At 63.8% G+C, this 24454-nt stretch carries 18 protein-coding genes; 17 read left to right on the plus strand and 1 reads right to left on the minus strand.

Annotated elements, in window-relative coordinates; all coding sequences use genetic code 11:
- Positions 1-47: 47 nt before the first annotated feature.
- The 16 genes from CH305_RS14660 to CH305_RS14735 all read left to right on the plus strand — a co-directional run bounded on the left by CH305_RS14660 (position 48) and on the right by CH305_RS14735 (position 17982).
- Positions 48-809, plus strand: coding sequence for a CHRD domain-containing protein (locus tag CH305_RS14660; RefSeq protein ID WP_094704062.1), 762 nt, complete (start codon positions 48-50; stop codon positions 807-809).
- A gap of 191 nt (positions 810-1000) precedes the next feature.
- Complete coding sequence (locus CH305_RS14665) at positions 1001-1447, plus strand: class F sortase (protein ID WP_256983762.1); 447 nt, start codon at positions 1001-1003, stop codon at positions 1445-1447.
- 344 nt (positions 1448-1791) lie between these two features.
- Complete coding sequence (rplJ, locus tag CH305_RS14670) at positions 1792-2373, plus strand: 50S ribosomal protein L10 (RefSeq protein WP_032380459.1); 582 nt, start codon at positions 1792-1794, stop codon at positions 2371-2373.
- Between the two features lie 90 nt (positions 2374-2463).
- Entirely contained in the window at positions 2464-2850 is a 387-nt protein-coding gene (gene rplL / locus CH305_RS14675; protein WP_032380460.1) for a 50S ribosomal protein L7/L12, read from the plus strand.
- 468 nt (positions 2851-3318) lie between these two features.
- Positions 3319-4506, plus strand: coding sequence for an ATP-binding cassette domain-containing protein (locus CH305_RS14680; protein ID WP_179278291.1), 1188 nt, complete (start codon positions 3319-3321; stop codon positions 4504-4506).
- Positions 4507-4511: 5 nt separating this feature from the next.
- A complete protein-coding gene (locus tag CH305_RS14685; protein WP_032401934.1) occupies positions 4512-5306 on the plus strand; it encodes an ABC transporter permease in 795 nt (264 codons plus the stop codon).
- Positions 5307-5311: 5 nt separating this feature from the next.
- Positions 5312-6172 (plus strand): ABC transporter permease, encoded by an 861-nt coding sequence (locus CH305_RS14690; protein WP_032365270.1) that lies wholly within the window; start codon positions 5312-5314, stop codon positions 6170-6172.
- Positions 6169-7524: an MCE family protein gene (locus tag CH305_RS14695; RefSeq protein WP_094609532.1), complete on the plus strand. Its 1356-nt coding sequence runs from the start codon at positions 6169-6171 to the stop codon at positions 7522-7524. The genes CH305_RS14690 and CH305_RS14695 overlap by 4 nt, the downstream gene beginning before the upstream one ends.
- Positions 7521-8588, plus strand: coding sequence for an MCE family protein (locus CH305_RS14700; RefSeq protein ID WP_094609533.1), 1068 nt, complete (start codon positions 7521-7523; stop codon positions 8586-8588). Before CH305_RS14695 ends, CH305_RS14700 begins: the two co-directional genes overlap by 4 nt.
- The gene (locus CH305_RS14705) at positions 8585-9583 is read left to right on the plus strand and encodes an MCE family protein (protein ID WP_094609534.1); all 999 of its coding nucleotides are present in this window, start codon (positions 8585-8587) and stop codon (positions 9581-9583) included. The genes CH305_RS14700 and CH305_RS14705 overlap by 4 nt, the downstream gene beginning before the upstream one ends.
- Positions 9583-10866, plus strand: coding sequence for an MCE family protein (locus CH305_RS14710; protein ID WP_032380466.1), 1284 nt, complete (start codon positions 9583-9585; stop codon positions 10864-10866). Before CH305_RS14705 ends, CH305_RS14710 begins: the two co-directional genes overlap by 1 nt.
- A gap of 29 nt (positions 10867-10895) precedes the next feature.
- Positions 10896-12158, plus strand: a complete 1263-nt coding sequence (locus tag CH305_RS14715) for an MCE family protein (RefSeq protein ID WP_094609535.1) — start codon at positions 10896-10898, stop codon at positions 12156-12158.
- Positions 12155-13402 carry an MCE family protein gene (locus CH305_RS14720; protein ID WP_032401938.1) on the plus strand — a complete coding sequence of 416 codons (1248 nt, stop codon included), beginning with the start codon at positions 12155-12157 and terminating at the stop codon, positions 13400-13402. The genes CH305_RS14715 and CH305_RS14720 overlap by 4 nt, the downstream gene beginning before the upstream one ends.
- Before the next feature lie 83 nt (positions 13403-13485).
- Positions 13486-14175, plus strand: a complete 690-nt coding sequence (locus CH305_RS14725) for a hypothetical protein (RefSeq protein WP_032380469.1) — start codon at positions 13486-13488, stop codon at positions 14173-14175.
- A 74-nt stretch (positions 14176-14249) separates the two neighbouring features.
- The gene (locus tag CH305_RS14730; protein ID WP_094704064.1) at positions 14250-15164 is read left to right on the plus strand and encodes a hypothetical protein; all 915 of its coding nucleotides are present in this window, start codon (positions 14250-14252) and stop codon (positions 15162-15164) included.
- Positions 15165-15405: 241 nt separating this feature from the next.
- Positions 15406-17982 carry an aminotransferase class III-fold pyridoxal phosphate-dependent enzyme gene (locus tag CH305_RS14735; RefSeq protein WP_094704165.1) on the plus strand — a complete coding sequence of 859 codons (2577 nt, stop codon included), beginning with the start codon at positions 15406-15408 and terminating at the stop codon, positions 17980-17982.
- Here CH305_RS14735 and CH305_RS14740 read toward each other — a convergent pair.
- Positions 17976-20162 (minus strand): MMPL family transporter, encoded by a 2187-nt coding sequence (locus CH305_RS14740; protein WP_094704065.1) that lies wholly within the window; start codon positions 20160-20162, stop codon positions 17976-17978. The genes CH305_RS14735 and CH305_RS14740 overlap by 7 nt on opposite strands.
- Positions 20163-20863: 701 nt before the next feature.
- Here CH305_RS14740 and rpoB point away from each other — a divergent pair.
- Positions 20864-24370 (plus strand): DNA-directed RNA polymerase subunit beta, encoded by a 3507-nt coding sequence (rpoB, locus tag CH305_RS14745; RefSeq protein WP_032380471.1) that lies wholly within the window; start codon positions 20864-20866, stop codon positions 24368-24370.
- The last annotated feature ends 84 nt before the right edge of the window (positions 24371-24454 follow it).

The raw sequence follows: 24454 nt of genomic DNA on the forward strand, positions 1-24454 counted from the left end.
CTTTGCACGGGCTCGCCTGCCCGATACTCCCACGGAAGGCACACGAGATGACCACACGCTCGATCACCCGCCCGGCAATGTCCGTCCGCGGCACCGCCGCTGCAGTCGTCGGTGGCACGGCCGCTGCTCTGATGCTGTTCACCGCCGCCCCCGCCGGGGCCGATACCCCTGTTGCCGAACCGGATTCGTTCACCAGCGCCTTCACTGCAATGGCAACCCCCGACCAGGTGCTCAACGGCGAGGGTGTGGCCACTCCAGGTCAGCCGGGCGCAACGGGAACCTTCACGCTGCGTATCAATTCCGACCTCGACATCGTGTGTTACGACATCGCGCTCGACGGCGTCACCGGCGACTACATGAGCCCGGCCAAGACCGCCACGCACCTCCACCAGGCGGCGGCGGGTGCGGCAGGGCCGCCGCGGTTGGCATTCCCGAACCCGACTCCGATCGGTGACGGCCCACGTACCAGTAGTGGCTGCATGCAGGGACCGTTCACCACCGGCCTGACGCCGGCCGGGGCCAGCGCCGACAGCGGTACCGGATTCACCTTGGACCAGATCGAAGCCAACCCGGCCGGCTTCGCGGCCGACACCCACACCGTCGACTTCTCGGCCGGTGCGGTGCGTGGGCAGCTGACCCAGATTCCGGTCGGATCAGTGGCAACCGGAGGTGGCGGCGCGGCACTCGCCGCGGCATCCGATTCGGCGTCCAGTTCGGCAGTCCCCCTTGTCGGCGCGGTAGCCCTCGGCGCAATGGCGATCGCGGGAGTGACATTGGTTGCTCGCCGCAGCGGAACGGCACGCAGCTGAGATACCGGCTTCTGGTTGCCGTGACGGCAGTGGTGGTGGTGACGGGCTGTACCGCCGCACCATCACCACCTGCCGCACCACCACCTGCCGCACCATCACCACCTACCGAGTCGTCGGTACCGGCTGGGCCCGCGCTGGACGCGCCGCCGAGTTCGAGCAACGCACCGGAATCTGGCCCGACGACGGACTCCGTGGGGCAGGCGCCGACGCGGCTCAGCGTCGACGCTATCGATCTCGACGAGCCACTGATCGGCCTCGGTCTCACCGAAGACGGGCAGATGCAGGTGCCGAGCGACTACGACGACGTCGGATGGTTCACCGGCGGCGGCCGACCGGGCGCGATCGGTAGTCCGACGGTGCTTGCCGGGCACGTCGATTCCACGACCGGTCCCGCGGTGTTCGATCGGCTGTCCGAGCTGCGACCGGGAGATGTCGTCACGGTGGCGGACGGGACGGGTGGCCGAGCCGACTACCGCGTCGATCGGATCGGCGACTACGGAAAAGCAGAGTTCCCGACGGCGCTGGTCTTCGGGGCGGTGCCTGCCGACGAGATCCGGCTGATCACGTGCTCGGGTGATTTCGATACGTCCGTGGGGAGCTACGAGCGCAATCTCGTCGTCTACGGTATTCGGCAGTAGGAGGGGTACGGCAGTAGCTCGGCGTTTTGGAGTTGTCGTCGAGGGTGTTGTAGTCTGGTCCACGGTTCGGATCACGAGTGATCGCACTCGAATCCAGATCGCCCAATCAAGTTCTACCCAAGACCGTTGGTCACCGCCTTCTCGAGGATTCGCTTCCGGGAGTTGCGCGGTTGAAGGTCCGAGATCGCTTCGGACGGCCCACGCAGGAGAACGAGGTAGGGAACCTGTATGCAGCCCCCGCGGCTGCCCGCTCGTTCACGCCCCGTGTGCTTCTTGCGCCGGGGCGTTCGTCGTTTTCCGGCCCTCTCGCGATCGACACAACTTCCCACGAGAGGAGGCGAAGTATGGCAAAGCCCGAAAAGGTCTCAGCAGTATCGGAGATCACCGAACAGTTCAAGGGTTCGACGGCTGCCGTCGTCACGGAATACCGTGGCCTGTCGGTGTCCGGTCTGACTCAGCTCCGGCGTGCGCTCGGCGAAGGTGCCACGTACTCCGTCGCCAAGAACACCCTGGTCAAGCGCGCAGCTGCCGAAGCCGGTATCACCGGCCTCGACGATTTGTTCGTCGGACCGACCGCCATTGCATTCATCAAGGGCGAGCCGGTCGACGCTGCGAAGGCCATCAAGGCCTTCGCGAAGGACAACAAGGCCTTGATCGTCAAGGGCGGCTACATGGACGGCGCAACGCTGTCCGTGGACGAGATCAACAAGATCGCAGACCTCGAGTCGCGCGAAATCCTGTTGGCCAAGCTCGCCGGCGCCATGAAGGGCAACTTGTCGAAGGCTGCAGGCCTGTTCAACGCTCCCGCATCGCAGTTCGCGCGTTTGGCGTTCGCGTTGCAGGAGAAGAAGGCTGCCGGCGCACCCGCCGCAGCCGAGGCACCTGCAGAAGCAGAAGCACCGGCGGAAGCTCCCGCCGAAAGCTGATCCGCTGGTATTGGCGAACAGCTCAGCTCCACACCACCAACACCAAGTCGCGGATCAGCGACCAGGTACTTACAGGAAGGACCCGCCACCATGGCGAAGCTCAGCACCGAAGAATTGCTCGACCAGTTCAAGGAGCTCACCCTCCTCGAGCTCAGCGAGTTCGTGAAGGCATTCGAGGAGACCTTCGAGGTCACCGCAGCCGCTCCCGTCGCCGTCGCAGCAGCAGGCGCAGCCGGTGCTCCGGCTGAGGCTGCCGAAGAGCAGGACGAGTTCGACGTCGTCCTCGAGTCGGCCGGCGACAAGAAGATCCAGGTCATCAAGGTCGTCCGTGAGGTCGTCTCCGGCCTCGGCTTGAAGGAAGCCAAGGACCTCGTCGAGAGCGCTCCGAAGGCCATCCTGGAGAAGGTCGCCAAGGACGCAGCCGAGGCTGCCAAGGAGAAGCTGGAAGCTGCCGGCGCAAAGATCTCCGTCAAGTAAGACCACTTCGTTGCAGTCGTACTTCGTGCTCTGATCGCACGAGCGCAGAAGGGGCCGTTCTCACCTCGGTGGGAGCGGCCCCTTTTCTGTGTTTCGAGCCCTGCCCTCTTCTGTGTTCCAGGCGTTGTATCGGGTGCATCGTTGTGATCGATCACTGACTCTGCCGGAACGCGTGACACCCCGATTCGGCCCCTGTTTACTCGACCTCGCCGAAGTCTGAAGCACGTCGAAGGGTTTCGGTTGGGTTCACTTGTGGTGTGTCACAGCATTTCGCCACTGGTACTTGTCACAGTTCTGGCGAGTCGCCGACCGTGCCGCGTGAGATGAGCCACACTGATGCAAGCTCTACAGCCTGACTCGGGGAAGTTCTTACTGGGCGGTAAGCTCCTGTGTCGGTGCGGACACCTGCATGGGATACAGTGACGCAACCCACATCCGGGTCGATGTGTACGAATTGTGGAGGTCAGCGTGGGAGTCGAGGTTTCGGTCGAAGGATTGACCAAGTCTTTCGGGGTACAGAAGATCTGGCAGGACGTGACGTTGACCCTGCCGAAGGGTGAAGTCAGTGCGCTCCTCGGTCCTTCCGGTACCGGCAAGTCGGTCTTCCTGAAGTCCTTGATCGGCCTGCTGCGTCCCGAACAGGGCAAGATTTTCATCGACGGAACCGACATCCTGCAGTGCTCCTCCCGTGAGCTCTACGAGATCAGGAAGCTGTTCGGGGTGCTGTTCCAGGACGGCGCGCTGTTCGGCTCGATGAACCTCTACGACAACGTCGCGTTCCCGCTTCGCGAGCACACGAAGAAGTCCGAGTCCGACATCCGCAAGATCGTCATGGAGAAGCTCGAGCTGACGGGTCTGCTCGGCGCAGAAGACAAGCTGCCCGGCGAGATTTCCGGTGGTATGCGCAAGCGCGCCGGCCTTGCCCGCGCTCTTGTGCTCGATCCCGAGATCATTCTGGTCGACGAGCCCGACTCCGGACTCGATCCCGTTCGTACCACGTACATTTCGCAGACTCTGATCGACATCAACGCCAACATCGATGCCACGATCCTGATCGTCTCGCACAACATCAACCTCGCTCGAACGGTGCCCGACAACATCGGCATGCTCTTTCGTCGTCAGCTGGTCATGTTCGGCCCACGCGAGGTGCTTCTCACCAGTGACGAGCCGGTGGTCAAGCAGTTCCTCAACGGAACGATGATCGGTCCGATCGGCATGTCGGAGGAGAAGGACGAGGCGCAGATGGCGCACGAGCAGGCCCTCGTCGACGCCGGGCACCACGCCGGTGGCGTCGACGACGTGGAAGGCATCGTGCCGCAGATGAAGGCCACCCCCGGCACTCCGGTGCGGCAGGCTGTCGGACGCAGGCAGGAGCGGGTCCGTCAGATCATGCACACGTTGCCGCACAACGCGCAGGTCGCCATCCAGGAGAGCCTCGATACCACCGACCCCGGGCAGCAGTACCCCGCCTACGCCGGGCAGCAGGGGTACGACCAGCAAGGCTACGACCAGCAGGGTTACGACCAGCAGGGCTACAACCAGCAGGGCTACGACCAGCAGGGGTACGACCAGCAGGGGTACGACCAGCAGGGATACGGCGGTCAAGGTCATGATCAACAGGGCTACCAAGCTCCTACGCAAGGTCGGGGTCAATAGCAGACATGGCGGGATCGAAGAAGTCCGCGTTCGCTCCGGCGAACGCCGCTCTGACACAAGCCGGCAATATCGTCGAACTTCTGGTCGAGGTCGTTCGGAACACCTTTCGTAGGCCGTTCCAGTTCCGCGAGTTCATCGAGCAGGCCTGGTTCATCGCCAGCGTGACGATTTTGCCGACTGCGCTCGTCGCCATTCCTTTCGGCGCTGTGGTCTCGCTGCAGACCGGATCGCTCATCAAGCAGCTCGGTGCCGAATCGTTCACCGGTGCAGCCAGCGTGCTCGCGGTCATCCAGCAGGGTTCGCCCCTGGTCACGGCCCTCCTCGTTGCCGGTGCCGCAGGCTCGGCCGTCACCGCCGACCTGGGCTCTCGGACAATTCGCGAGGAGATCGACGCGATGCGTGTTCTGGGTATCGATCCGGTGCATCGCTTGATCGTTCCGCGTGTGCTGGCCATGATCCTCATCGCGCTGTTGCTCAACGGCCTGGTTTCGGTCGTCGGCATCGCGGGTGGCTACTTCTTCAACGTGATCCTGCAGGGCGGTACCCCCGGTGCGTACCTGGCATCGTTCTCGGCGCTGGCGCAGCTTCCGGATCTCTATGTCGCAGAAGCGAAAGCGGCGATCTTCGGTCTCATTGCGGGCATCATCGCCTCGTACAAGGGTCTCAACCCCAATCCCGGACCCAAGGGCGTCGGTGAGGCAGTGAATCAGACCGTGGTCATCACGTTCCTGCTGCTCTTCTTCGCCAACCTCATTCTGACCCTGGTGTACCTCCAGGTCGTTCCAGCGAAGGGAGCGTAACCGCGATGACTATCGCAAGAGGTCGCGGTGACCGCACACTGATGCGCGTCAAGCGCGTCGGCAATGCTCCGCTCAACGTGCTCGATCGCGCAGGCGAGCAGATGTCGTTCTACCTGCGGGCGATCGGGTGGATCCCCAAGACTGCAGTGCATTACAAGAAGGAGGTGCTCCGCCTGCTGGCGGAGGTCACCTTCGGCAGCGGCGCGCTGGCCGTCATCGGTGGCACCATCGGCGTGATCGTGATGATGTCGGGCTTCACCGGCATCGTCGTCGGCCTGCAGGGCTACGCAGCGCTCGAACAGCTCGGTAGCTCCGTGCTCACCGGGTTCCTCTCCGCGTACGTCAACACCCGTGAAATCGCCCCGATCGTCGCGGGCCTGGCGCTCTCGGCAACCGTCGGCTGTGGCTTCACCGCACAGCTCGGTGCCATGCGGATCTCCGAGGAGATCGATGCGCTCGAGGTCATGGCCGTGCCGAGTGTGCCGTTCCTCGTCACCACCCGCATGATCGCCGGCTTCGTCGCGGTCATCCCGCTCTACATCGTCGGTCTGCTTGCGTCCTATGTCGCGTCCAGAGGGATCAGCACGATCTTCAACGGACAGTCCTCGGGGTCGTACGACCACTACTTCAACCTGTTCCTGCCTCCGGAAGATGTGCTGTATTCCTTCCTCAAGGTGCTCATCTTCGCTTTCGTGCTGATCATGATCCACTGCTATTACGGCTATCACGCCTCGGGCGGACCGGCTGGCGTCGGCGTCGCAGTGGGCCGCGCCGTACGTACGGCCATCGTCACGATCGCCGTACTGGACTTCTTCCTGAGCCTCGCCATCTGGGGCACGACCACCACAGTGAGGGTTGCCGGATGATCGACTCGCCGTCGCGACTGCAGCGAGTACTGCTCGGACTTGCATTCTTCCTGGTGCTCATCCTGTTTCTCGGATGGAGCATCACCTCCTACAACAAGACGTTCAAGAGTGTGGTGAACGTGAGCCTCGAAACCGACTCGGTGGGCAACGCCCTGCCGATGAACGCGGACGTCAAGGTGCGCGGAATGATCGTGGGCGAGGTGCGTTCTGCGGCCACCGTCGACGGTGTCGTCACCTCGCAGCTGGCCATCGATCCGGACAAGGCACCGCTGATCCCGTCGAACGCGACGGCTCGGCTGCTTCCGAAGACATTGTTCGGCGAGCGTTACGTCTCGCTGATTGTGCCCGAGAACGATTCGGCGTCGCCGATCACCGACGGCACGGTTCTGCGTCAGGACACGAGCGGAAACGCGATCGAGGTCGGGCAGCTGCTCGACGGCTTGCTCCCGCTGCTGCAGGCGATTCCGCCGCAGGATCTGGCCAATACCCTCGGGTCACTGGCGCAGGGTCTCAGCGGGCGCGGCGAGCAACTGGGGCAGACCATCGACAATCTGACGAACATCGTGTCGGGTCTGAACACGGAGTTGCCGAACATCCAGCAGACCCTCGTCGGTCTCGCAGATTTCTCCCAGACCTATGCCGACGCGGCACCGGAGCTGATCTCGGCTCTGGACAACCTGCGCACGACGGGCAACACCGTCGTCGAGCGTCAGTCCGGTCTCGAAACGCTGTACGGCTCGCTGACGTCGGCCTCGAACGTCACCGCGGACTTCCTGCAGGCGAACTCCGAGAACTTGATCAGCCTGGCGTCGAATTCCCGTGAGGCACTCGAATTGCTTGCCGAGTTCTCACCGACGTTCGGCTGCACGTTCAGCCAGTTCGCCGAAGGAGCCAGGCGCGGCGCGATCGTGCTCGGCGAGGGCGACCCATACCCCGGCATCAACGTCTCCGCATCGTTCGTCAACCCGAAGGGCCGTTACTTGCCGAACCAGGACGAGCCGCGCTTGTTCGACGATCGCGGAGCTACGTGCTTCGAGCCTGCAGCACCCGGCGAGTTCTTCCCGCAGTACCCGGGAGGCTCGATCAACGACGGTTCGTACCAGGTCCCGACTCGTAACCCGGGCCCGCAGGTCATCCCCGGACAGGGCCCACCCAAGTCGGCTCAGAGTTCCATCGTTCCGGCCATCGCGGAATCCGCGGAGCCGGCGAGCTACGAGGGCTCGGACTTCGAACGCGACACTCTCGCCGTGATCTACGGTCAGGCGAGTGGCGTTGCACCGGACAGTATTCCGTCGTGGGCAGCCGCTATCGGCGCTCCGGCATTGAGGGGAGCGGAGGTGAGCGTGAAATGAGAGGCCTTCTCGCGCCGATCATCAAGTTGGTCGTGTTCGCGGTGGTCACGATCATCGCCACGGCCACCCTTGCTTTCACCATCGCCAATTCGAGTGGCGGCGGCGGCACCACGTTCTCGGCAATGTTCACCGACGTCACGTCCCTCAACAAGGGCGACGAAGTGCGTATCGCAGGCGTTCGCGTCGGCCAGGTGGACAACATCGAGATCGCCAACGAGCGCGAAGCGAAAGTGGACTTCACTCTCAGTAGCCGCGACTGGCTGCCGGCAAGCTCGACGGCGACCATCCGTTTCCGAAACCTGGTGGGCCAGCGCTACATCGCCATCGAGCAGGGCTCGGGGGACCAAGGTCAGAAGATCAACGGGGGTGCGACGATCCCGCTGGAGCGGACCAAGCCTGCGGTCAATCTGACTACGCTGTTCGACGGCTTCCGGCCGCTGTTCACCACGCTCAGTGCAGACGACGTCAACAAGCTGTCCTACCAGATCATTCAGGTGTTCCAGGGGGAGTCGGGCACCATCAACGAGCTGGTGACCAACACGGCGAGTCTGACGAACACGGTCGCAGACAAGGATCAGGTCATCGGCCAGGTCATCACCAATCTCAACAACGTTCTGGCGACGGTCAATCAGAACGACGGTCAGCTCGACAGTCTCATCGTCAACACCCAGAAGCTGGTCTCCGGACTGTCGGCCGATCGTGATGTCGTGGGTTCGGCGGTCACGTCGTTGGCCGGTCTGACCAACGCAACGGCCGATCTGCTCGAGCCGACGAGGCCGTCGATCCAGGGATCGGTGACGGCACTGAACACGTTGTCGGAGACCGTCAACCGCCGCAGCGACGACGTCGACAAGGTCCTGGGAATTCTGCCGAACAAGCTGGACAAGCTCATCCGCACGGCCCAGCAGGGATCCTGGTTCACGTTCTACCTCTGCGGCATCGACATCGTTGCCGGACCGGGGTCTTCGCCGAACCTGAACTTGCCGACCGGGCTTCCGACCGTAAACCAGCCGCTTTACACGAACTCGGCAGAGCGCTGCAAAGCTGGGGGGATCAAGCAATGAAATCTCGTCGTAGTCCGGCAACCATCGGTGCGCTGGGAATCGCAATCATCCTGCTCGCCACGATGTCGGTCTTCTTTCTCGACCGACTTCCGATCATCGGTGCAGGCTCGGTGTACACCGCAGAGTTCAGCGAAGCAGCAGGTCTCAAGCCGTCCAACGAGGTCCGTATCGCGGGCGTCAAGGTCGGCAAGGTGACCGATGTGCGTCTCGAGGGCGATCGAGTACTCGTGGACTTCACGGTGCAGGACGCCTGGGTCGGCAACGAGTCACGGGCGGCCATCGCCATCAAGACGCTGCTGGGTCAGAAATACCTGGCCCTCGACCCCAGTGGCCCGGACACGCTGAGCCCCAAGGACACGATTCCACTCGATCGCACCACGTCTCCGTACGACGTCATCGATGCGTTCTCAGCGGCGGCATCGACCATCAACGACATCGACACCGATCAGCTCGCCAACAGCATGCGAACCCTGTCCGAAGCGTTCTCGGAGACTCCCGCGAACATTCGTGCATCCTTGGACGGCGTGACTCGGCTGTCTCAGACGGTGGCAAGCCGCGACGAGGAACTGAAGAAGCTGTTCGCTGCTACCGGTGAGACATCGAAGGTGCTGGCCGACCGCAACGAGCAGTTCAACAAGCTGATCACCGATGCAGGCCCGTTGCTCGAAGAGCTCAACAACCGTCAGCAGGCCATCTCGCAGCTCCTCACCGGCACTCAGCGGGTATCTCAGGAGCTGACCGGTCTGGTCCGCGACAACGAGGCCACCATCAACCCGATGCTGCAGCAGCTCAACGGTGTCATCGAGATCCTGCAGCGCAACAACGACAATCTCGACCGGGCGCTGAAACTGTACGAGCCGTTCATTCGCCTCTACACCAACGTGACCGGTAACGGCCGGTGGCTCGACATCGTCCTGGCCAACCTCACACCCCCCGGAGTTCCGTTGATACCTGGTTACCGCGAGCCCTCGGTCGACAAGTTGGCGGGGAACTGATGACAGACACTCAGGCAGCGCCGCGAAACAAGAACAAGCTCGCGATCATCGCCGTCGTGGTGGTGGTGGCCCTGGTCGTAGCTGTCGCAGGCTGGTGGCTGTTCACCAGGGCCGGAACGACCAAGATCACCGCCTACTTCGACAAGTCGGTCGGCATCTATTCCGGCTCCGAGGTGCGTGTGCTCGGCGTCAAGGTCGGCACCGTCGACTCCGTCACCCCGATGGGCGACGATGTCGAGGTCGTCCTCCGCGTCGACCGGGGCATCGACATTCCGGCCGATGCGAAGGCCGTCCAGGTCACCCCGTCACTCGTCGCCGATCGCTATGTTCAGCTCGCACCCGCGTACACGGGCGGCGACACCATGGCCAGCGGAACGACCATCGGTCGCGATCGCACGGCCACACCTGTCGAGGTCGACGAGCTCTACTCGTCGATCAACGACCTGTCCAAAGCTCTCGGACCCGACGGGGCCAACAAGGACGGCGCGCTCACGGACTTCGTGAACACCGGTGCCGCCAACCTCGAGGGCAACGGTGAAGCGCTGGGCAACAGCATCACTCAGCTCTCGGCGGCCGGTCGGACCCTGAGCGACTCGCGTACCGATGTGTTCGACACGATCAAGAATCTGCAGACCTTCGTCAGTGCTCTGTCCGTGAACGATCAACAGGTGCGCAACTTCAACACCCAGTTGGCCGACCTGACCGGTTTCCTGTCCGGTCAGCGTGAGGATCTCGGTGCTGCGCTGCAGCAACTCTCGGTGTCGCTCGGTGACGTCGCCACGTTCGTCGCGGACAACCGAACCGAACTGACCGACGCGGCCAACGGGCTCGTACAGCCCACTCAAACCCTGGCCGACAACCGTGAGCAGCTGGTGCAGACCTTGACGTTGCTGCCACTGGCGATCAGCAACCTGGTCAATGCGTACGACGCCGAGTCGGGCACGCTCGCCTCGCGCGCCAATCTGCAGAACGAGACCCAGGATCCTCTCGGCACTGTCTGCCGGTTGATCGACCTGGGCAAGTTGGTACCCGGTGATCCTCGCTTCGAGGCTCTGGGAGCGCAGATTCAACCGATCATCGATCAGTGCGCCAACATCACCACCATGATTCAGGCCCCTCTCGCCGACCAGAACCGGATTGTGCTGCCGTTCGGTGTTCTCACCAACGACATCCAGCAGAACCAGTCCGTGCCGGGCACGGTCCCGGGCGTGGTCTCGCCCAAGCTCGGAACCAGCTCGATGCCGGGTCTGGAGCAGTCGTACATCGGAGGTGGGGGACAGTGAGTACCTCTGTGAAGCGGAATCGAGCTCGCGTGAAGCGTTCGTTGTCCCTCGGCGCAGGACTGTGCGTGGTGGCCCTGTCTGCCGGTGCGTGCTCGTCGGCGGGCATCTACGCCATCCCGCTACCGGGTGGTGCCGATGTCGGAGACAACCCGTTCAACCTGACGGTGCAATTCGACGATGTGCTGGACCTCGTCCCGCAGTCGACCGTCAAGGTCGACGGTGTGGCCGTCGGCCGCGTCGACACGATCACGGTTCCGAACGACGGTTGGACCGCCGACGTCAACGTCATCCTGAACTCCGACGTCGACCTGCCGGCCAACGCGATCGCGTCGGTCCAGCAGACCAACCTGCTCGGCGAGAAGTTCGTGCAGCTGTCCGCGCCTCCGGGTGACGAGGAAGCCGCGCGTTTGCAGGACGGTGCCACGATCCCGCTCGATCGAACTCGCCACGCCACCGATATCGAACAGGTCCTCGGTGCGCTCTCGCTGCTGCTCAACGGCGGAGGCGTCGGTCAGCTCTCGCCCATCGTCAAGGAACTGAGTACGGCGTTCGACGGTCGGGAAGGTAAGACCAAAGAGCTTCTGCAGCAGGCGAACACGCTGATCGATGGACTCAATCAGCAGCGTGACGACATCACCCGTGCCATCGACGGTCTCGACACGCTCAGCGGGCGCGTCAACTCGCAGACCGACAAGATCGACGGGGTGCTCAAGGACCTGCCGATCGCCACCGATGTACTCGAGCAGCAGCGACCGCAGCTGACGGAGATGCTCGGTGCGCTCGATCGTCTCGGCTCGGTCGGCACCGACGTGATCAACCGATCCAAGGACGATCTGATCGCAGACCTGCGGGCGCTACGTCCCACGCTGCAGGCACTGGCCGATTCGGCGGACGACGTGGTGACGTCGCTGTCGGTGATCCCCACACTGCCGTTCGCCGACGGCACGGAGAAGATCATCGAGGGCAACTCGGCCAACCTGTTCCTGTCGCTGGACCTGTCGATCGGAACGGCGCTTCGCAACTTCGGTGTGGGCGAGGGAGATCCGGTCTACGTCCAGCCGAAGTACGGCAACACGCTCCCCGTCGTCGATCCGTCCAATCCGTACTACAACGGAAACGGACCGCGTCCGGGCTGGCCCACGATCTCGTTGCTGCCGTTGCCGCCGATCATCCCGTCACCGGTTCCCGGACCGGGTGCACCGAGCGGTCAGGCCGCCGGGGCAGAGCCTGCGCCGCTGACCCCGTTGGCCCCGTTGAATGATCTGCTCGAACAGTTCGGAGTTGGCCAGTGAGATCGAAGCTCGTTCGGTACCAGTTGGTGGTATTCGTCGTGATCGCCCTCGTCGGGTTGATCTTCGTCGGCGGAAAGTACGTTCGTCTGGACAACATGCTCGGGTTCGGGCAGTACAAGGTGGCGCTCAATCTCGCCGATTCCGGTGGAATCTTCACCAACGCGGAGGTCACGTACCGCGGGGTGCCGGTGGGTACCGTCGGTGGCTTGCAGTTGACACCGGACGGTGTCCAGGTGGAGCTCAAGCTCGACAACGGCGGTCCCGACATCCCGTCCGACACGAAGGCCGTCGTGGCGAACAGGTCCGCGATCGGCGAGCAATACGTCGACCTTCAGCCGCAGACCGATCAGGGACCGTTCCTGGTCGACGGTTCTCAGATCGCGGCCGCCGACACCTCGACACCCGTTCCGGTGGAGGACGTGCTGGCCAACACCAACACGTTGGTGAGGTCGGTACCGCTGGAGAACTTGACCAAGGTCGTCAACGAGCTCGGCGTGGCGTTCGACGGCAAGGGCAACGATCTGCAATCGCTCGTCGACTCGCTCGGCAACATCTCCGAGGCGGGCAACGAGGCACTCCCGCAGACGCTGGCATTGGTGCGCGACGCGGTGCCGGTGCTCGACACACAGTCCGAGCAGTCGGATCTGATCCGCGAGTTCAGTACCAGCTTGGATCAGGTGACGGCTCAGCTGAAGTCCAGCGATCCCGACATCCGTCGGCTCATCGACACCGGAACCGCTGCGGGTGATCAGCTCGGTGGTCTGATCACCGATGCCGGTCCGGCCTTGACGACCGACATCAACAACCTTGCGCTGGTCGCCGCTCAGGCCGAGCCGCGGTATCTCGCTCTTCGGCCGTTCCTGACATTCCTGCCTGCGCTCGGTGCCGGCATCTCCACCATCGTCCCGAACGACGGCACGATCCATCAGGGTCTGCTGCTCGAGGTCAACAACCCGCCGCCCTGCACGGTCGGCTACGAGGGCTCGCAGGCGATCCTGGACGAGGAGAAGCGGAAGAACCCGAACTTCGACCCGACCCGAGAGAACTACCCGCTGAACCTCGACGCGAACTGTGCAACGCCACAGGGCAGCGTGACGGGCGTTCGCAGCGCGAACCGAATCGTCTTTGCCGATCCGGACGTGCCGCAGCCGTGGGACCTCAACCCCAAGGTCGATCCCGAGAAGCTCAACCTCAACCCCATCGCCACCCAGTTGGCACCGCTCATCGGCGTCACGCCGAAGTAGCGACATCGGAAGAACTGCTGCTCAGCACTATCGTCGGGCCGAGAGTGGTTCGGCCGGATATTACCGAGTAGTAGGGTGAAATTGTGAACTCGAGCACCGAAGCCCTGGAGTCCCCAGCGACTCCAGGGCAGAACAAGACAGCGAAAATTCTTCTTGCCGTCGTCACGGTGATCGCCGTGGCTGCTCTCGCAGCGGCAGTGTTCTTCGGCTACGGCTGGGGCACGGCGTTGTTCAGCCAGAAGCCGACGGAAGATACTCGCGACTCTGCCCTCACCGGTGCCCAGCAGGCGGCGGTCAACCTGAACACGGTCGACGCCGCCAACATCGATCAGTCGTTCGACAACATGAAGTCGTCCATCACCGGTGACTTGATGCTCAACGACCTCGAGCAGACGCGTTCGGGTATCACCGATCAGGTCCGTCAGTCCGGTGCCAAGAGTGAGGCCGAGGTATTGCATGCCGCGGTGACCGAGCTCAGTACCGACGAGAACACCGCCGAGGCTCTCGTAGTCATCAAGACGACCACGACGTGGCCCGACCGCGTCGAGCGAAGCAAGCTCACGATGCGACTGGCCATGGAAGAGGTCGACGGGGTGTGGAAGACCAACAAGGTCGACCCCATCGGTTCGCGGATCTCGTTGGACAACCCCAACACCAATCCCGTCATCCCGAGCGAACCGGGTGCTACCGACCCGAATGCAGCCGACCCGAATGCGGCTACCCCCAGCGCGGAAGCGACGCCGGCCCCACAGCCGGATTCCGGTGGCAACTGACGTTCCCCGGGCAGTGTCTTTTCCGTCTGTAGTGCAGTGAGTTTCAGTGCAGTGAGTTTCGAAGGAGTTCTGTAGTGCCTCCCCAGCGTCGCAAGATCGTCCCACCCACCACCACCAGCAAGGTGCGCCGCAAGGTGGCCGGCACCGGTAAGCCCGCAGCGTCCGACGCGGGTTCGACCACCGCGGAGGGTTCGGACACGACCGAGACGACCGCGATCACAACGCCGGCACCCAGCACCCCTGCGCCCGACAAGACGGTTGCCGACAAGACGGTCGCCGACAAGACGGTCGCCGACGAGACTGCGGCCGACAAGACCGTTGCCGACAAGACCGTTGCCGACAAGAGCGCGACTTCGAGGCCCTCATTGGCCAAGGCTGCCACCAAGTCCGACGCCACCAAGTCCGACGCCACCGAGAAGGCCGCCACTCCGCTCGACTCAGTGACGTCAGGGGCTTCCGACGCGGACGCGGACCAGGCTGTCACCTCGCGCAAGGCGTCGGGTATCGGTTACAAGCACGTGATCGTCGTCGCGATCATCGCCGTGGTGCTCGGTGCATTCGCTGCTGTTGCGGCGTTCAAGCCGTTCGCCACGATCGACAATGCTGCCTGGGTCGATTCTGCAGCCACCCAGGAAGTCACCTCGGCGGCGACCGACGCGCTTCAGACTCTGTACACGTACAAGGCCGATACGATCGATGCCGATTTCGATGCTGCCCGTGCGGTGCTCAATCAGTCGATGCTAGATGAGTTCAACTCCACCGCGGACACCACCAAATCCGCTGTGGTGCAAACGAAGACGGGAACCGAAGCCATGGTTACCGACATCGGCGTCTCGCGGCTGGAGGACGACAAGGCCGAGTTGATCGCCAACGTGAACATCAGCGCCACGCAGGACGGTGTGGCGTCGGGTAGTGCCGAGGGCCCGCTGACGGTCAACATGGAGAAGGTCGACGGCACCTGGAAGCTGTCGGCCATCGACGACCAGTAGTACCGGTACCCGCTGGCCCCGCTCAGGGATTCGGCCCCGCTCTTCGATTAAGCCCCGTTCGACGCAGAAACTCTGCTCGAGCGGGGCTTTTTCGTGCGTTGTGTACTCATCTGTCGCATGCGCACGACCGGATTACCATCGCGTTTGCGTCCTGGCTTGGGACGAGCCCTGGTTGTTCGGGACAACCATTTCGACGCTCGACAGCCAGGGATGGATCCGATGAAAACGGAGCATGCTGGTCATGACTGACACAACTATCGATCTATCCGTGCTGGAATCGAGGTCCGGTCGCTCGGGCTTCGCCGAGAACGTCAATCCCGAACTGTACCGATTGTTGTCCGCCCTCGATCTGGATCGCGAGTACGTGCGCGGCGACGGGACCGTCTTGTTCGACGCCTCGGGCCGACGTTATCTCGATTTCGCCGGTGCGTACGGGGCACTTCCGTTCGGGCACGGCCCCACGCCGATCTGGCAGGCGATCAACGATGTTCGGTGCAGTGGAGAGGCAATTTTCGTGCAGCCCTCGGTGCTGACGGCAGCAGGCGAACTGGCAGATCGGTTGGGGCGGATCGCACCCGACGGGTTGACGCGAACGACGTTCGTCAACAGTGGTGCCGAGGCCACCGAGGTTGCGCTCAAGCTCGCGCGAGCGCACACCGGACGACTGGGAGTGTTGACCACCGGCAACAGTTTCCACGGCAAGACGCTCGGCGCGCTGTCTGCGACCGGAAACATCAAGTACCAGAGTGGATTCGGGGCACCGGTGGCCGGGTTCGATCACATCGCCTTCGGCGACGCGGATGCACTCGATGCGGCCCTGACGGCCGCGCCGAATCACTATGCGGTCTTTCTCGTGGAACCGATTCAGGGTGAGGGCGGAGTGGTGTGTCCGCCCGACGGCTATCTGCGGCGTGTGCGGGATGTCTGTGATCGGCACGGTGTGCTCCTCGCGTTCGACGAGGTGCAGACCGGGCTCGGCCGGACCGGGCGGATGTTCGCCGCGGAACACGAGGGGGTGGTGCCCGACATTCTGACCGTGGCGAAGGCGCTCGGTGGCGGCATCGTGCCGGTGGGTGCGGTGTTGTGTGCGCCGAAGCTGGTGGACGAGAGCTTCGCACTTCGTCACACGTCGACGTTCGCGGGCAACGCGCTGGCGGCTCGGGTGGGTATCGCAGTCATCGACGAGCTCACCAGGGACGACTGCGCGGTGGTGACGAACGCGGCCGTGCTCGGTCGGGAGTTGACGAAGGATCTCGGTGCGTTGGCCGAGAAGTATCCGTCCGTGGTCACCGACGTTCGCGGACGCGGCTTGTTGCTCGGAATCGAGCTGACTGCGGACGTGAACTTCGTGGGGCGTCAGTCGCTACTGGGTTCGATTGCCGAGCAACACAATCTGACTGCGGTGATCTGCTCCTACCTGCTCAATGTCGAAGGGATCCGGGTTGCTCCTACGCTGTTCGGTACCAGGGTGATTCGGATCGAGCCACCGCTGACGGTGTCGGCGGCGCAGTGTGCACGTCTGGTGGCCGCGTTGGATCGGGCGCTGGGCTACGCGGCGGTAGGGGACCTGGACGGATTGTTCGGGCACCTGCTGGGTCGCCCGACCGTCGGCACCCCACCCTCGCTCACCGCACTACGTCCGGGCCGCACCCCCGATATCGCCGTGCGCTCCACGGATCGCCGGTTCGCGTTCATCGCGCACCCTTTGGATCTGGGGTTCTTCGCCGCCTTCGATCCTGCGCTCGAGGTGTTCGATCATTCCGAACGACAGGATCTGCTTCGCCGGTTCGCTGCATCGACGTCCGAGCTCGACCCCGCGTCGTTCGTCATCGGCAGTGGCCGGGTCGTCGGGGGAGGGGACGCGACGGCACACGGTGACCTGATCGGGATGCCCTACACCTCGGAGCAGTTGCTGCATCTGCCGACCGAGCAGGCGCTGCGGGTGGTGGGCGGTGCCGTCGAACTCGCGATCTCGCGCGGCGCGACGGTAGTGGGGTTGGGCGGCTACTCGTCGGTGATCACCGGGAACGGGTTGGGTCTCGGGGCAACGTCTCGGCCTATCACCACCGGCAACACGTTCACCGCCGCGGCGAGTCTGCGGGCTGTCCGACGCGTGTGCCGCGAACGAGGAATCGACGTCGCGCAGGCCCGGGTGACGATTCTCGGTGCTGCCGGTGCCATCGGGCGCACTATCGGCAAGCAGCTGGCCGGCGAGGTCGGCAGTATCGCTCTGGTCGGTCGGCAGGGTGAGAGCTCGGTCATCGCGCCGAAGTTGTGGGCGGCGGCGCAGGAGATGGTGGCGAGTGCGACGGGCGGATCCGGCTCAGGGGATCTCGCCGGTGCTGCACTCGAGATGCATGGTGACCTGGATGATCTGATCAGGTCCGGGCACATCGAGTTCTTCACCGATCCCGTTGCTGCGGTGCAGGATTCGTTGATCGTGATTGCGGCGACGTCGGCACCGCACGCACTGATCGACCCGACCGATCTGATGGACGGTGCCATCGTCTGCGATGTTGCGCAGCCGCCGAACATCGGCCGCGATGTGCGCGGTGAGCGGCCGGACGTGACGGTGTTCGACGGCGGCATCGTGCGGGTGCCGTCGGGTTCGGATTTCGGTCTGACCTACGGGTTGGCTCCGGGCCTGACGTATGCCTGCATGGCCGAGACGATGCTGATCGCGTTGTCGGGTGAGTTCGACCTCCGCAGCATCGGCACCAGTCTCGACGGAGACAGCGTCGAACGGTTGGGTGAGCTGGCCGACGTCCACGGGTTCGCGCTCGCCGAGGCCACCCGATGGCGCGAAGGTAGTCAGTAGTCGGCTGGGGCCGGAGTTCCCGGAAGTTCGTGGACTCCGGCCCCGTCCTGCCCAGCCCCGTCCTGCCCAGTCCCACTCGGTCGTTTCGGGGTGGGATGGAGCCACCAGTTCGCATTTCCCATCAGCGTGACGAGGGCGGGCACGAGCATCATCCGCACGATGGTGGCGTCGATGACGAGACCGACGATGATGCCGATGCCCACGAGTCGCATCATCGACAATTCGGACAACGAGAAGAACGCGGTGACGCTGATGAGCAGCAGCGCAGCGGCCGTCACGATGCGTCCGGTGCGAGCGGCCCCGATGCGGACTGCGTCTGCGGTGGTGGCTCCGTTGTCGTGTGCCTCGACGATGCGTGAGAGCAGGAAGATCTCGTAGTCGGTGGAGAGGCCGAATACGACGGCCATGACGAGGATGCTCATCGTGGACTGCAAAGGGCCGGCAGTGACGCCGATCGGCCCGCTGCCGTGGCCGTCGTGAAAGATCCAGGTGAGCACACCGAAAGTGGCCGCCAGGCTGACCATCGCCATGGCAATTGCCTTGAGGCTGAGCACGATCGAGCGAAATGCCAGTGTCGTCATCGTGAAAGTGGCCAGCACCATGATGGCCAACATCCACGGAATGGTGGCGTAGATCGCGTCTATGCCGTCCTCGCTCTGCGCGGTGGTGCCGCCCACTCTCAGCGTGGTCCCGGCCGGAGCGGGGATCGATCGAATCGCATCGACTGTCGCCAGTGCGGCCGGGGTGCGATCGGCCGAGGTCATGATGGCATCGACGACGGTCAGATTGTCGGCGCTGCCGCTGGGAAACGCTGCCGCGACTCCGTCCGCGCGGCCGATGGCGTCCGTGACTTCTGCGACCGCGGCAGGACTCGGCGGTGCATCGGTGACCGATTCGACGACGACGGTGACGCCGCTGTTGGCGAGCGTGAATTCGGTGATCAGCTTCTGCGTGGCGATCCGGGCCGGCGAGTCCGGGGGCAGACCGGTGTGGTCGAGGTCGCCCAGAGCTACGCCGGAGATGGGCGCGCTGAGCACGGCCAGCACTCCGATGATGGCACCGGCGACGAGGATGGGCCTGCGCATCACGCGGTCTGCCACCGTGCCCCAGAACTTCTGCGCCCGTGCCTCGCCGCGGTCGATTGCACCCTTGCGCCAGCTCAGCGAATCGATGCGGGGGCCGAGGAGGACGAGTGCGGCGGGGAGGGCGGTCAGCGAGATCACGGCGGCGACGGCCACTGCTGCCATGCCGCCGAAGCCCAGCGAGCGGATCATCGCCTGCGGGAAGATGAGCATTCCGACGAACCCGCAGATCAACAGCAGTGCCGAGAACGCCACGGTTCGGCCGGCGGTGGACATCGTGCGGCGTACCGCGTCCGCCGTTCCGCGCCCGTTGCGCAACTCCTCGCGGAACCGGGTGATCACGAACAGGCTGTAGTCGACGGCCATTCCGAGTCCGACGAGGGACGCGATATTGGTCGCGAACACCGACACTTCGGAGACACTGTTCACTGCTCGCAGCACGGCCAGGGACGCCAGCACGCTCAGTCCGCCGATCACCAACGGAGTTCCTGCGGCGACGAGTCCGCCGAAGACGATCAGGAGCAGAACCAGCAGAATCGGGAAGGTGATGGTCTCGGCTCGCATCAGATCTGCGCGCGCCTGTTCGTTGTACGCGTCGACGACGGCCGAGAATCCACCGAACTGCACGGTCACGCCATCGATCGTCAACTCCTCGCGCAGGTCCTGGTAGGACTTGACGCGCTTGTCCTCGTTGCCGGTCAGCGTCAGCACCGCGAGGGCAGAGTTCCCGTTCGACGATCGCAGGCCCGAAGCAAAGGCGTCGGGCACCGTCCAATAGGTGACGGGATCGCGGGCCAGCACTCCGGCGTCGATACCGGCGAGGCTCGCGCCCACGGTATCGGCTATCTCGTCGACCGTTCGTCCGTCCGTCGGGGTGTAGACCACCGCGATGTCCGCAACGTCGCGGCCGAACCGGGATTCGACGAGAGCGTCGACCTTCGCCGACTCGCTGCCGGGGTCGCTGTACCCACCGAGGCTGAGTTCGTCGACGACGCCCAGGCCCCAGGTTCCGGCGAGCAGAACGGTCGTAATTACGACGGCCAGGACCCAGCGAGCACGGGCAACGAGGAAGTCGACGACGGGCGAACCCCTGGTCACGCGGGACTACCGAAGGCTCGACACCTGCATCCGGCGTCGACCATTACCACCGTAATCATGTTGTCCCCCCGCGAGACGTGATGTGAGTGCTCCGTGAATATGCCTGTGGCACAGAGGAGATCTGTCACGCGGCGAACCCGATCACCTGATGACGCCACCCCCGGTTGCGACAGAAGAAATACAAGCAGAAGCCGCGCTCGATTGCCATAGCGGCGGCGGATTCACTCGGACCTCTTGACGAAGGAAGACGCAGGGTTCACTCTTGTCGTGAAGGAGCACCCCCGTGGTGGCGACCGCACACGATCGTTCACCACAGCTTTCTGTTCGCCGCAGCTGTTCGTCATCGGTTGCAGGCCCGTATGTCGTCCGCTCAGCGGGCGCTCTCGATCGGGTCGCGGCGAGGAAGGTCGACACGCTGCTGCCGACTCGGCGCGCGAACGGACCTCGGGTGCTACTTTTGATGCCCCCGTTGCGCTGTGCGCACATTTGGGGTACCTTTGGACGTTGCGCTGGCTGCCTCCTGTCCACCTCTCGATCGCTGTTACCCGAAAGCACGTTTTCGGGCCGCTGTGATGGGGATTCGGTCTGGTTGCGACCAGCCGAAATTCGCCCCACATATAGCAAACAGATACAGCGGCGGTCGCCATGTCGTGTCAGCTGACAGGTCCTGTCAGTCGACGGAACGGCGCGACCCGCGTGAGGTGCTGGAAGGACGCATCTTGGCAGTCTCTAGCCAGACCAAGGCAGTTGTCGGAACACCGGGAGCCCCGAGGAGGGTTTCGTTCGCGAACATTCGCGAGCCGTTGGAGGTACCCGGTCTCCTCGATGTACAGACGGATTCGTTCGAATGGCTGGTAGGTGCGCAGAGTTGGCGCGACCGTGCCGCCGCCCGCGGAGACAGTGGTGTCTCCGGCGGACTCGAGGACATCCTGACCGAGCTCTCTCCGATCGAGGACTTCTCGGGCTCGATGTCGCTTTCCTTCTCCGACCCACGATTCGACGAGGTCAAGGCCTCGACCGATGAGTGCAAGGACAAGGACATGACGTACGCAGCTCCGCTGTTCGTCACCGCCGAGTTCATCAACAACAACACCGGCGAGATCAAGAGCCAGACGGTCTTCATGGGTGATTTCCCGATGATGACCGACAAGGGCACCTTCATCATCAACGGCACCGAGCGTGTCGTCGTCTCGCAGCTGGTGCGTTCTCCGGGCGTCTACTTCGACCATTCGATCGACAAGACCACCGAGAAGGACCTGCACAGCGTCAAGGTCATTCCCGGCCGTGGTGCTTGGCTCGAGTTCGACGTCGACAAGCGCGACACCGTCGGTGTCCGCATCGACCGCAAGCGTCGCCAGCCCGTCACGGTGCTGCTGAAGGCTCTCGGCTGGTCCACCGAGCAGATCACGGAGCGCTTCGGCTTCTCCGAGATCCTCATGGCCACGCTGGAGAAGGACAACACCGCCGGTACCGACGAGGCTCTCCTCGACATCTACCGCAAGCTGCGTCCGGGCGAGCCGCCGACCAAGGAGTCGGCGCAGACCCTGCTGGAGAACCTGTTCTTCAAGGACAAGCGTTACGACCTCGCTCGCGTGGGTCGCTACAAGATCAACAAGAAGCTCGGCCTCAACTCGGGTCAGCCCATCGTGGCGTCGACCCTCACCGAGGAAGACATCGTCGCGACCATCGAGTACCTGGTGCGTCTGCACGCAGGTGAGACTTCGATGACCGCACCCGAGGGCGTCGAGGTTCCCGTCGAGGTCGACGACATCGACCACTTCGGCAACCGTCGTCTGCGTACCGTGGGCGAGCTCATCCAGAACCAGATCCGCGTGGGCCTGTCCCGCATGGAGCGCGTCGTGCGCGAACGTATGACGACTCAGGACGTCGAGGCGATCACGCCGCAGACCCTGATCAACATCCGTCCCGTCGTCGCTGCGATCAAGGAGTTCTTCGGAACCTCCCAGCTCTCGCAGTTCATGGACCAGAACAACCCGCTGTCGGGTCTGACGCACAAGCGTCGCCTGTCGGCACTGGGACCCGGCGGTCTCTCTCGTGAGCGCGCCGGCCTCGAGGTCCGCGACGTGCACCCCTCGCACTACGGCCGCATGTGCCCCATCGAGACCCCGGAAGGCCCGAACATCGGCCTGATCGGATCGCTCTCGGTGTACGCACGCGTCAACCCGTTCGGCTTCATCGAGACCCCGTACCGCAAGGTCGTCGACGGCAAGGTGACCGACGATGTCGATTACCTGACCGCCGACGAAGAGGATCGCCACACGCTCGCGCAGGCGAACTCTCCGGTCGACGATTCGGGTCACTTCATCGAAGAGAAGATTCTCGTCCGTCGTAAGGGTGGAGAGGTCGAGTTCGTCTCGTCCGACGACATCGACTACATGGACGTCTCGCCTCGTCAGATGGTGTCCGTCGCCACCGCGATGATTCCGTTCCTCGAGCACGACGATGCAAACCGTGCCCTGATGGGCGCGAACATGCAGCGTCAGGCTGTCCCGCTGGTTCGCAGCGAGGCTCCGATCGTCGGTACCGGCATGGAGTTGCGTGCCGCTGTCGACGCCGGTGACGTCGTCATCACCGAGAAGACCGGTGTGGTCGAAGAGGTCTCCGCCGACTACGTCACGGTCATGGCCGACGACGGATCGCGCAAGACCTACCGGATGCGCAAGTTCGCGCGTTCCAACCAGGGCACCTGCGCCAACCAGCGTCCGATCGTGGACGAGGGACAGCGCGTGGAGTCCGGCCAGGTCCTCGCCGACGGCCCCTGCACCGAGAACGGTGAGATGGCACTCGGCAAGAACCTGCTGCTGGCGATCATGCCGTGGGAGGGCCACAACTACGAGGACGCGATCATCCTGTCGCAGCGCCTCGTGGAAGAGGACGTTCTCACCTCGATCCACATCGAGGAGCACGAGATCGATGCTCGCGACACCAAGCTCGGTGCCGAAGAGATCACTCGCGACATCCCGAACGTCTCCGACGAGGTCCTCGCAGACCTCGACGAGCGCGGCATCATCCGTATCGGTGCCGAGGTTCGTGACGGCGACGTGCTGGTCGGAAAGGTCACGCCGAAGGGCGAGACCGAGCTGACCCCCGAAGAGCGCCTGCTGCGCGCCATCTTCGGTGAGAAGGCTCGCGAAGTTCGCGACACCTCGCTCAAGGTTCCGCACGGCGAGAACGGAAAGGTCATCGGCATCCGCGTCTTCTCGCGCGACGACGACGACGATCTGCCTCCCGGCGTCAACGAGCTGGTCCGCGTCTACGTGGCTCAGAAGCGAAAGATCCAGGACGGCGACAAGCTCGCCGGCCGTCACGGCAACAAGGGCGTCATCGGCAAGATCCTCCCGCAGGAGGACATGCCGTTCCTGCCCGACGGCACCCCGATCGACATCATCCTCAACACCCACGGTGTTCCGCGTCGTATGAACATCGGTCAGGTCCTCGAGACCCACCTGGGTTGGATCGGCAAGACCGGTTGGAACGTGCAGATCGCCGCGGACGGCAGCAAGCCCGATTGGGCCGAACGCCTGCCCGAGGAGATGCTGGCGGCTCCGGCCGACAGCAACATCGCCACCCCGGTGTTCGACGGTGCCAAGGAGAATCAGCTCGCCGGCTTGCTGGAGAGCACGATTCCGAACCGCGACGGCGAGCAGATGGTCGGATCCGACGGAAAGGCCACGTTGTTCGACGGCCGCTCCGGCGAGCCGTTCCCGTACCCGGTGTCGGTGGGCTACATGTACATCATCAAGCTGCACCACTTGGTCGACGACAAGATCCACGCTCGTTCGACCGGGCCGTACTCGATGATCACGCAGCAGCCCCTCGGTGGTAAGGCTCAGTTCGGTGGACAGCGCTTCGGTGAGATGGAGTGCTGGGCCATGCAGGCCTACGGTGCCGCGTACACGCTGCAGGAGCTTCTCACCATCAAGTCGGACGACGTTGTCGGCCGCGTGAAGGTGTACGAGGCGATCGTCAAGGGCGAGAACATCCCGGAGCCCGGTATCCCCGAGTCCTTCAAGGTGCTCCTCAAGGAGCTCCAGTCGCTGTGCCTCAACGTGGAGGTGCTGTCCTCGGACGGTGCTGCCATCACGATGGCCGACGGTGACGACGAAGACCTCGAGCGTGCCGCAGCCAACCTGGGAATCAACCTCTCCCGCAACGAAGCTGCCACGGTCGACGACCTCGCTCAGTAGTTCTGTGGTCTGCCGGATCCGCCCAGTGCGGATCCGGCAGGCGTTTCTCTCATTTGCTCTTCCAGCACAACACCCATAACGGGG

Source organism: Rhodococcus sp. 15-649-2-2 (assembly GCF_002258645.1).
GTDB lineage: Bacteria > Actinomycetota > Actinomycetes > Mycobacteriales > Mycobacteriaceae > Rhodococcoides.

Bases quoted from the DNA above. Each gene is read 5' to 3' on its own strand.
- CH305_RS14660 (WP_094704062.1), top strand. From the start codon at position 48: ATGACCACACGCTCGATCACCCGCCCGGCAATGTCCGTCCGCGGCACC.
- rplJ (WP_032380459.1), top strand. From the start codon at position 1,792: ATGGCAAAGCCCGAAAAGGTCTCAGCAGTATCGGAGATCACCGAACAG.
- rplL (WP_032380460.1), top strand. From the start codon at position 2,464: ATGGCGAAGCTCAGCACCGAAGAATTGCTCGACCAGTTCAAGGAGCTC.
- CH305_RS14685 (WP_032401934.1), top strand. From the start codon at position 4,512: ATGGCGGGATCGAAGAAGTCCGCGTTCGCTCCGGCGAACGCCGCTCTG.
- CH305_RS14690 (WP_032365270.1), top strand. From the start codon at position 5,312: ATGACTATCGCAAGAGGTCGCGGTGACCGCACACTGATGCGCGTCAAG.
- CH305_RS14695 (WP_094609532.1), top strand. From the start codon at position 6,169: ATGATCGACTCGCCGTCGCGACTGCAGCGAGTACTGCTCGGACTTGCA.
- CH305_RS14700 (WP_094609533.1), top strand. From the start codon at position 7,521: ATGAGAGGCCTTCTCGCGCCGATCATCAAGTTGGTCGTGTTCGCGGTG.
- CH305_RS14705 (WP_094609534.1), top strand. From the start codon at position 8,585: ATGAAATCTCGTCGTAGTCCGGCAACCATCGGTGCGCTGGGAATCGCA.
- CH305_RS14710 (WP_032380466.1), top strand. From the start codon at position 9,583: ATGACAGACACTCAGGCAGCGCCGCGAAACAAGAACAAGCTCGCGATC.
- CH305_RS14735 (WP_094704165.1), top strand. From the start codon at position 15,406: ATGACTGACACAACTATCGATCTATCCGTGCTGGAATCGAGGTCCGGT.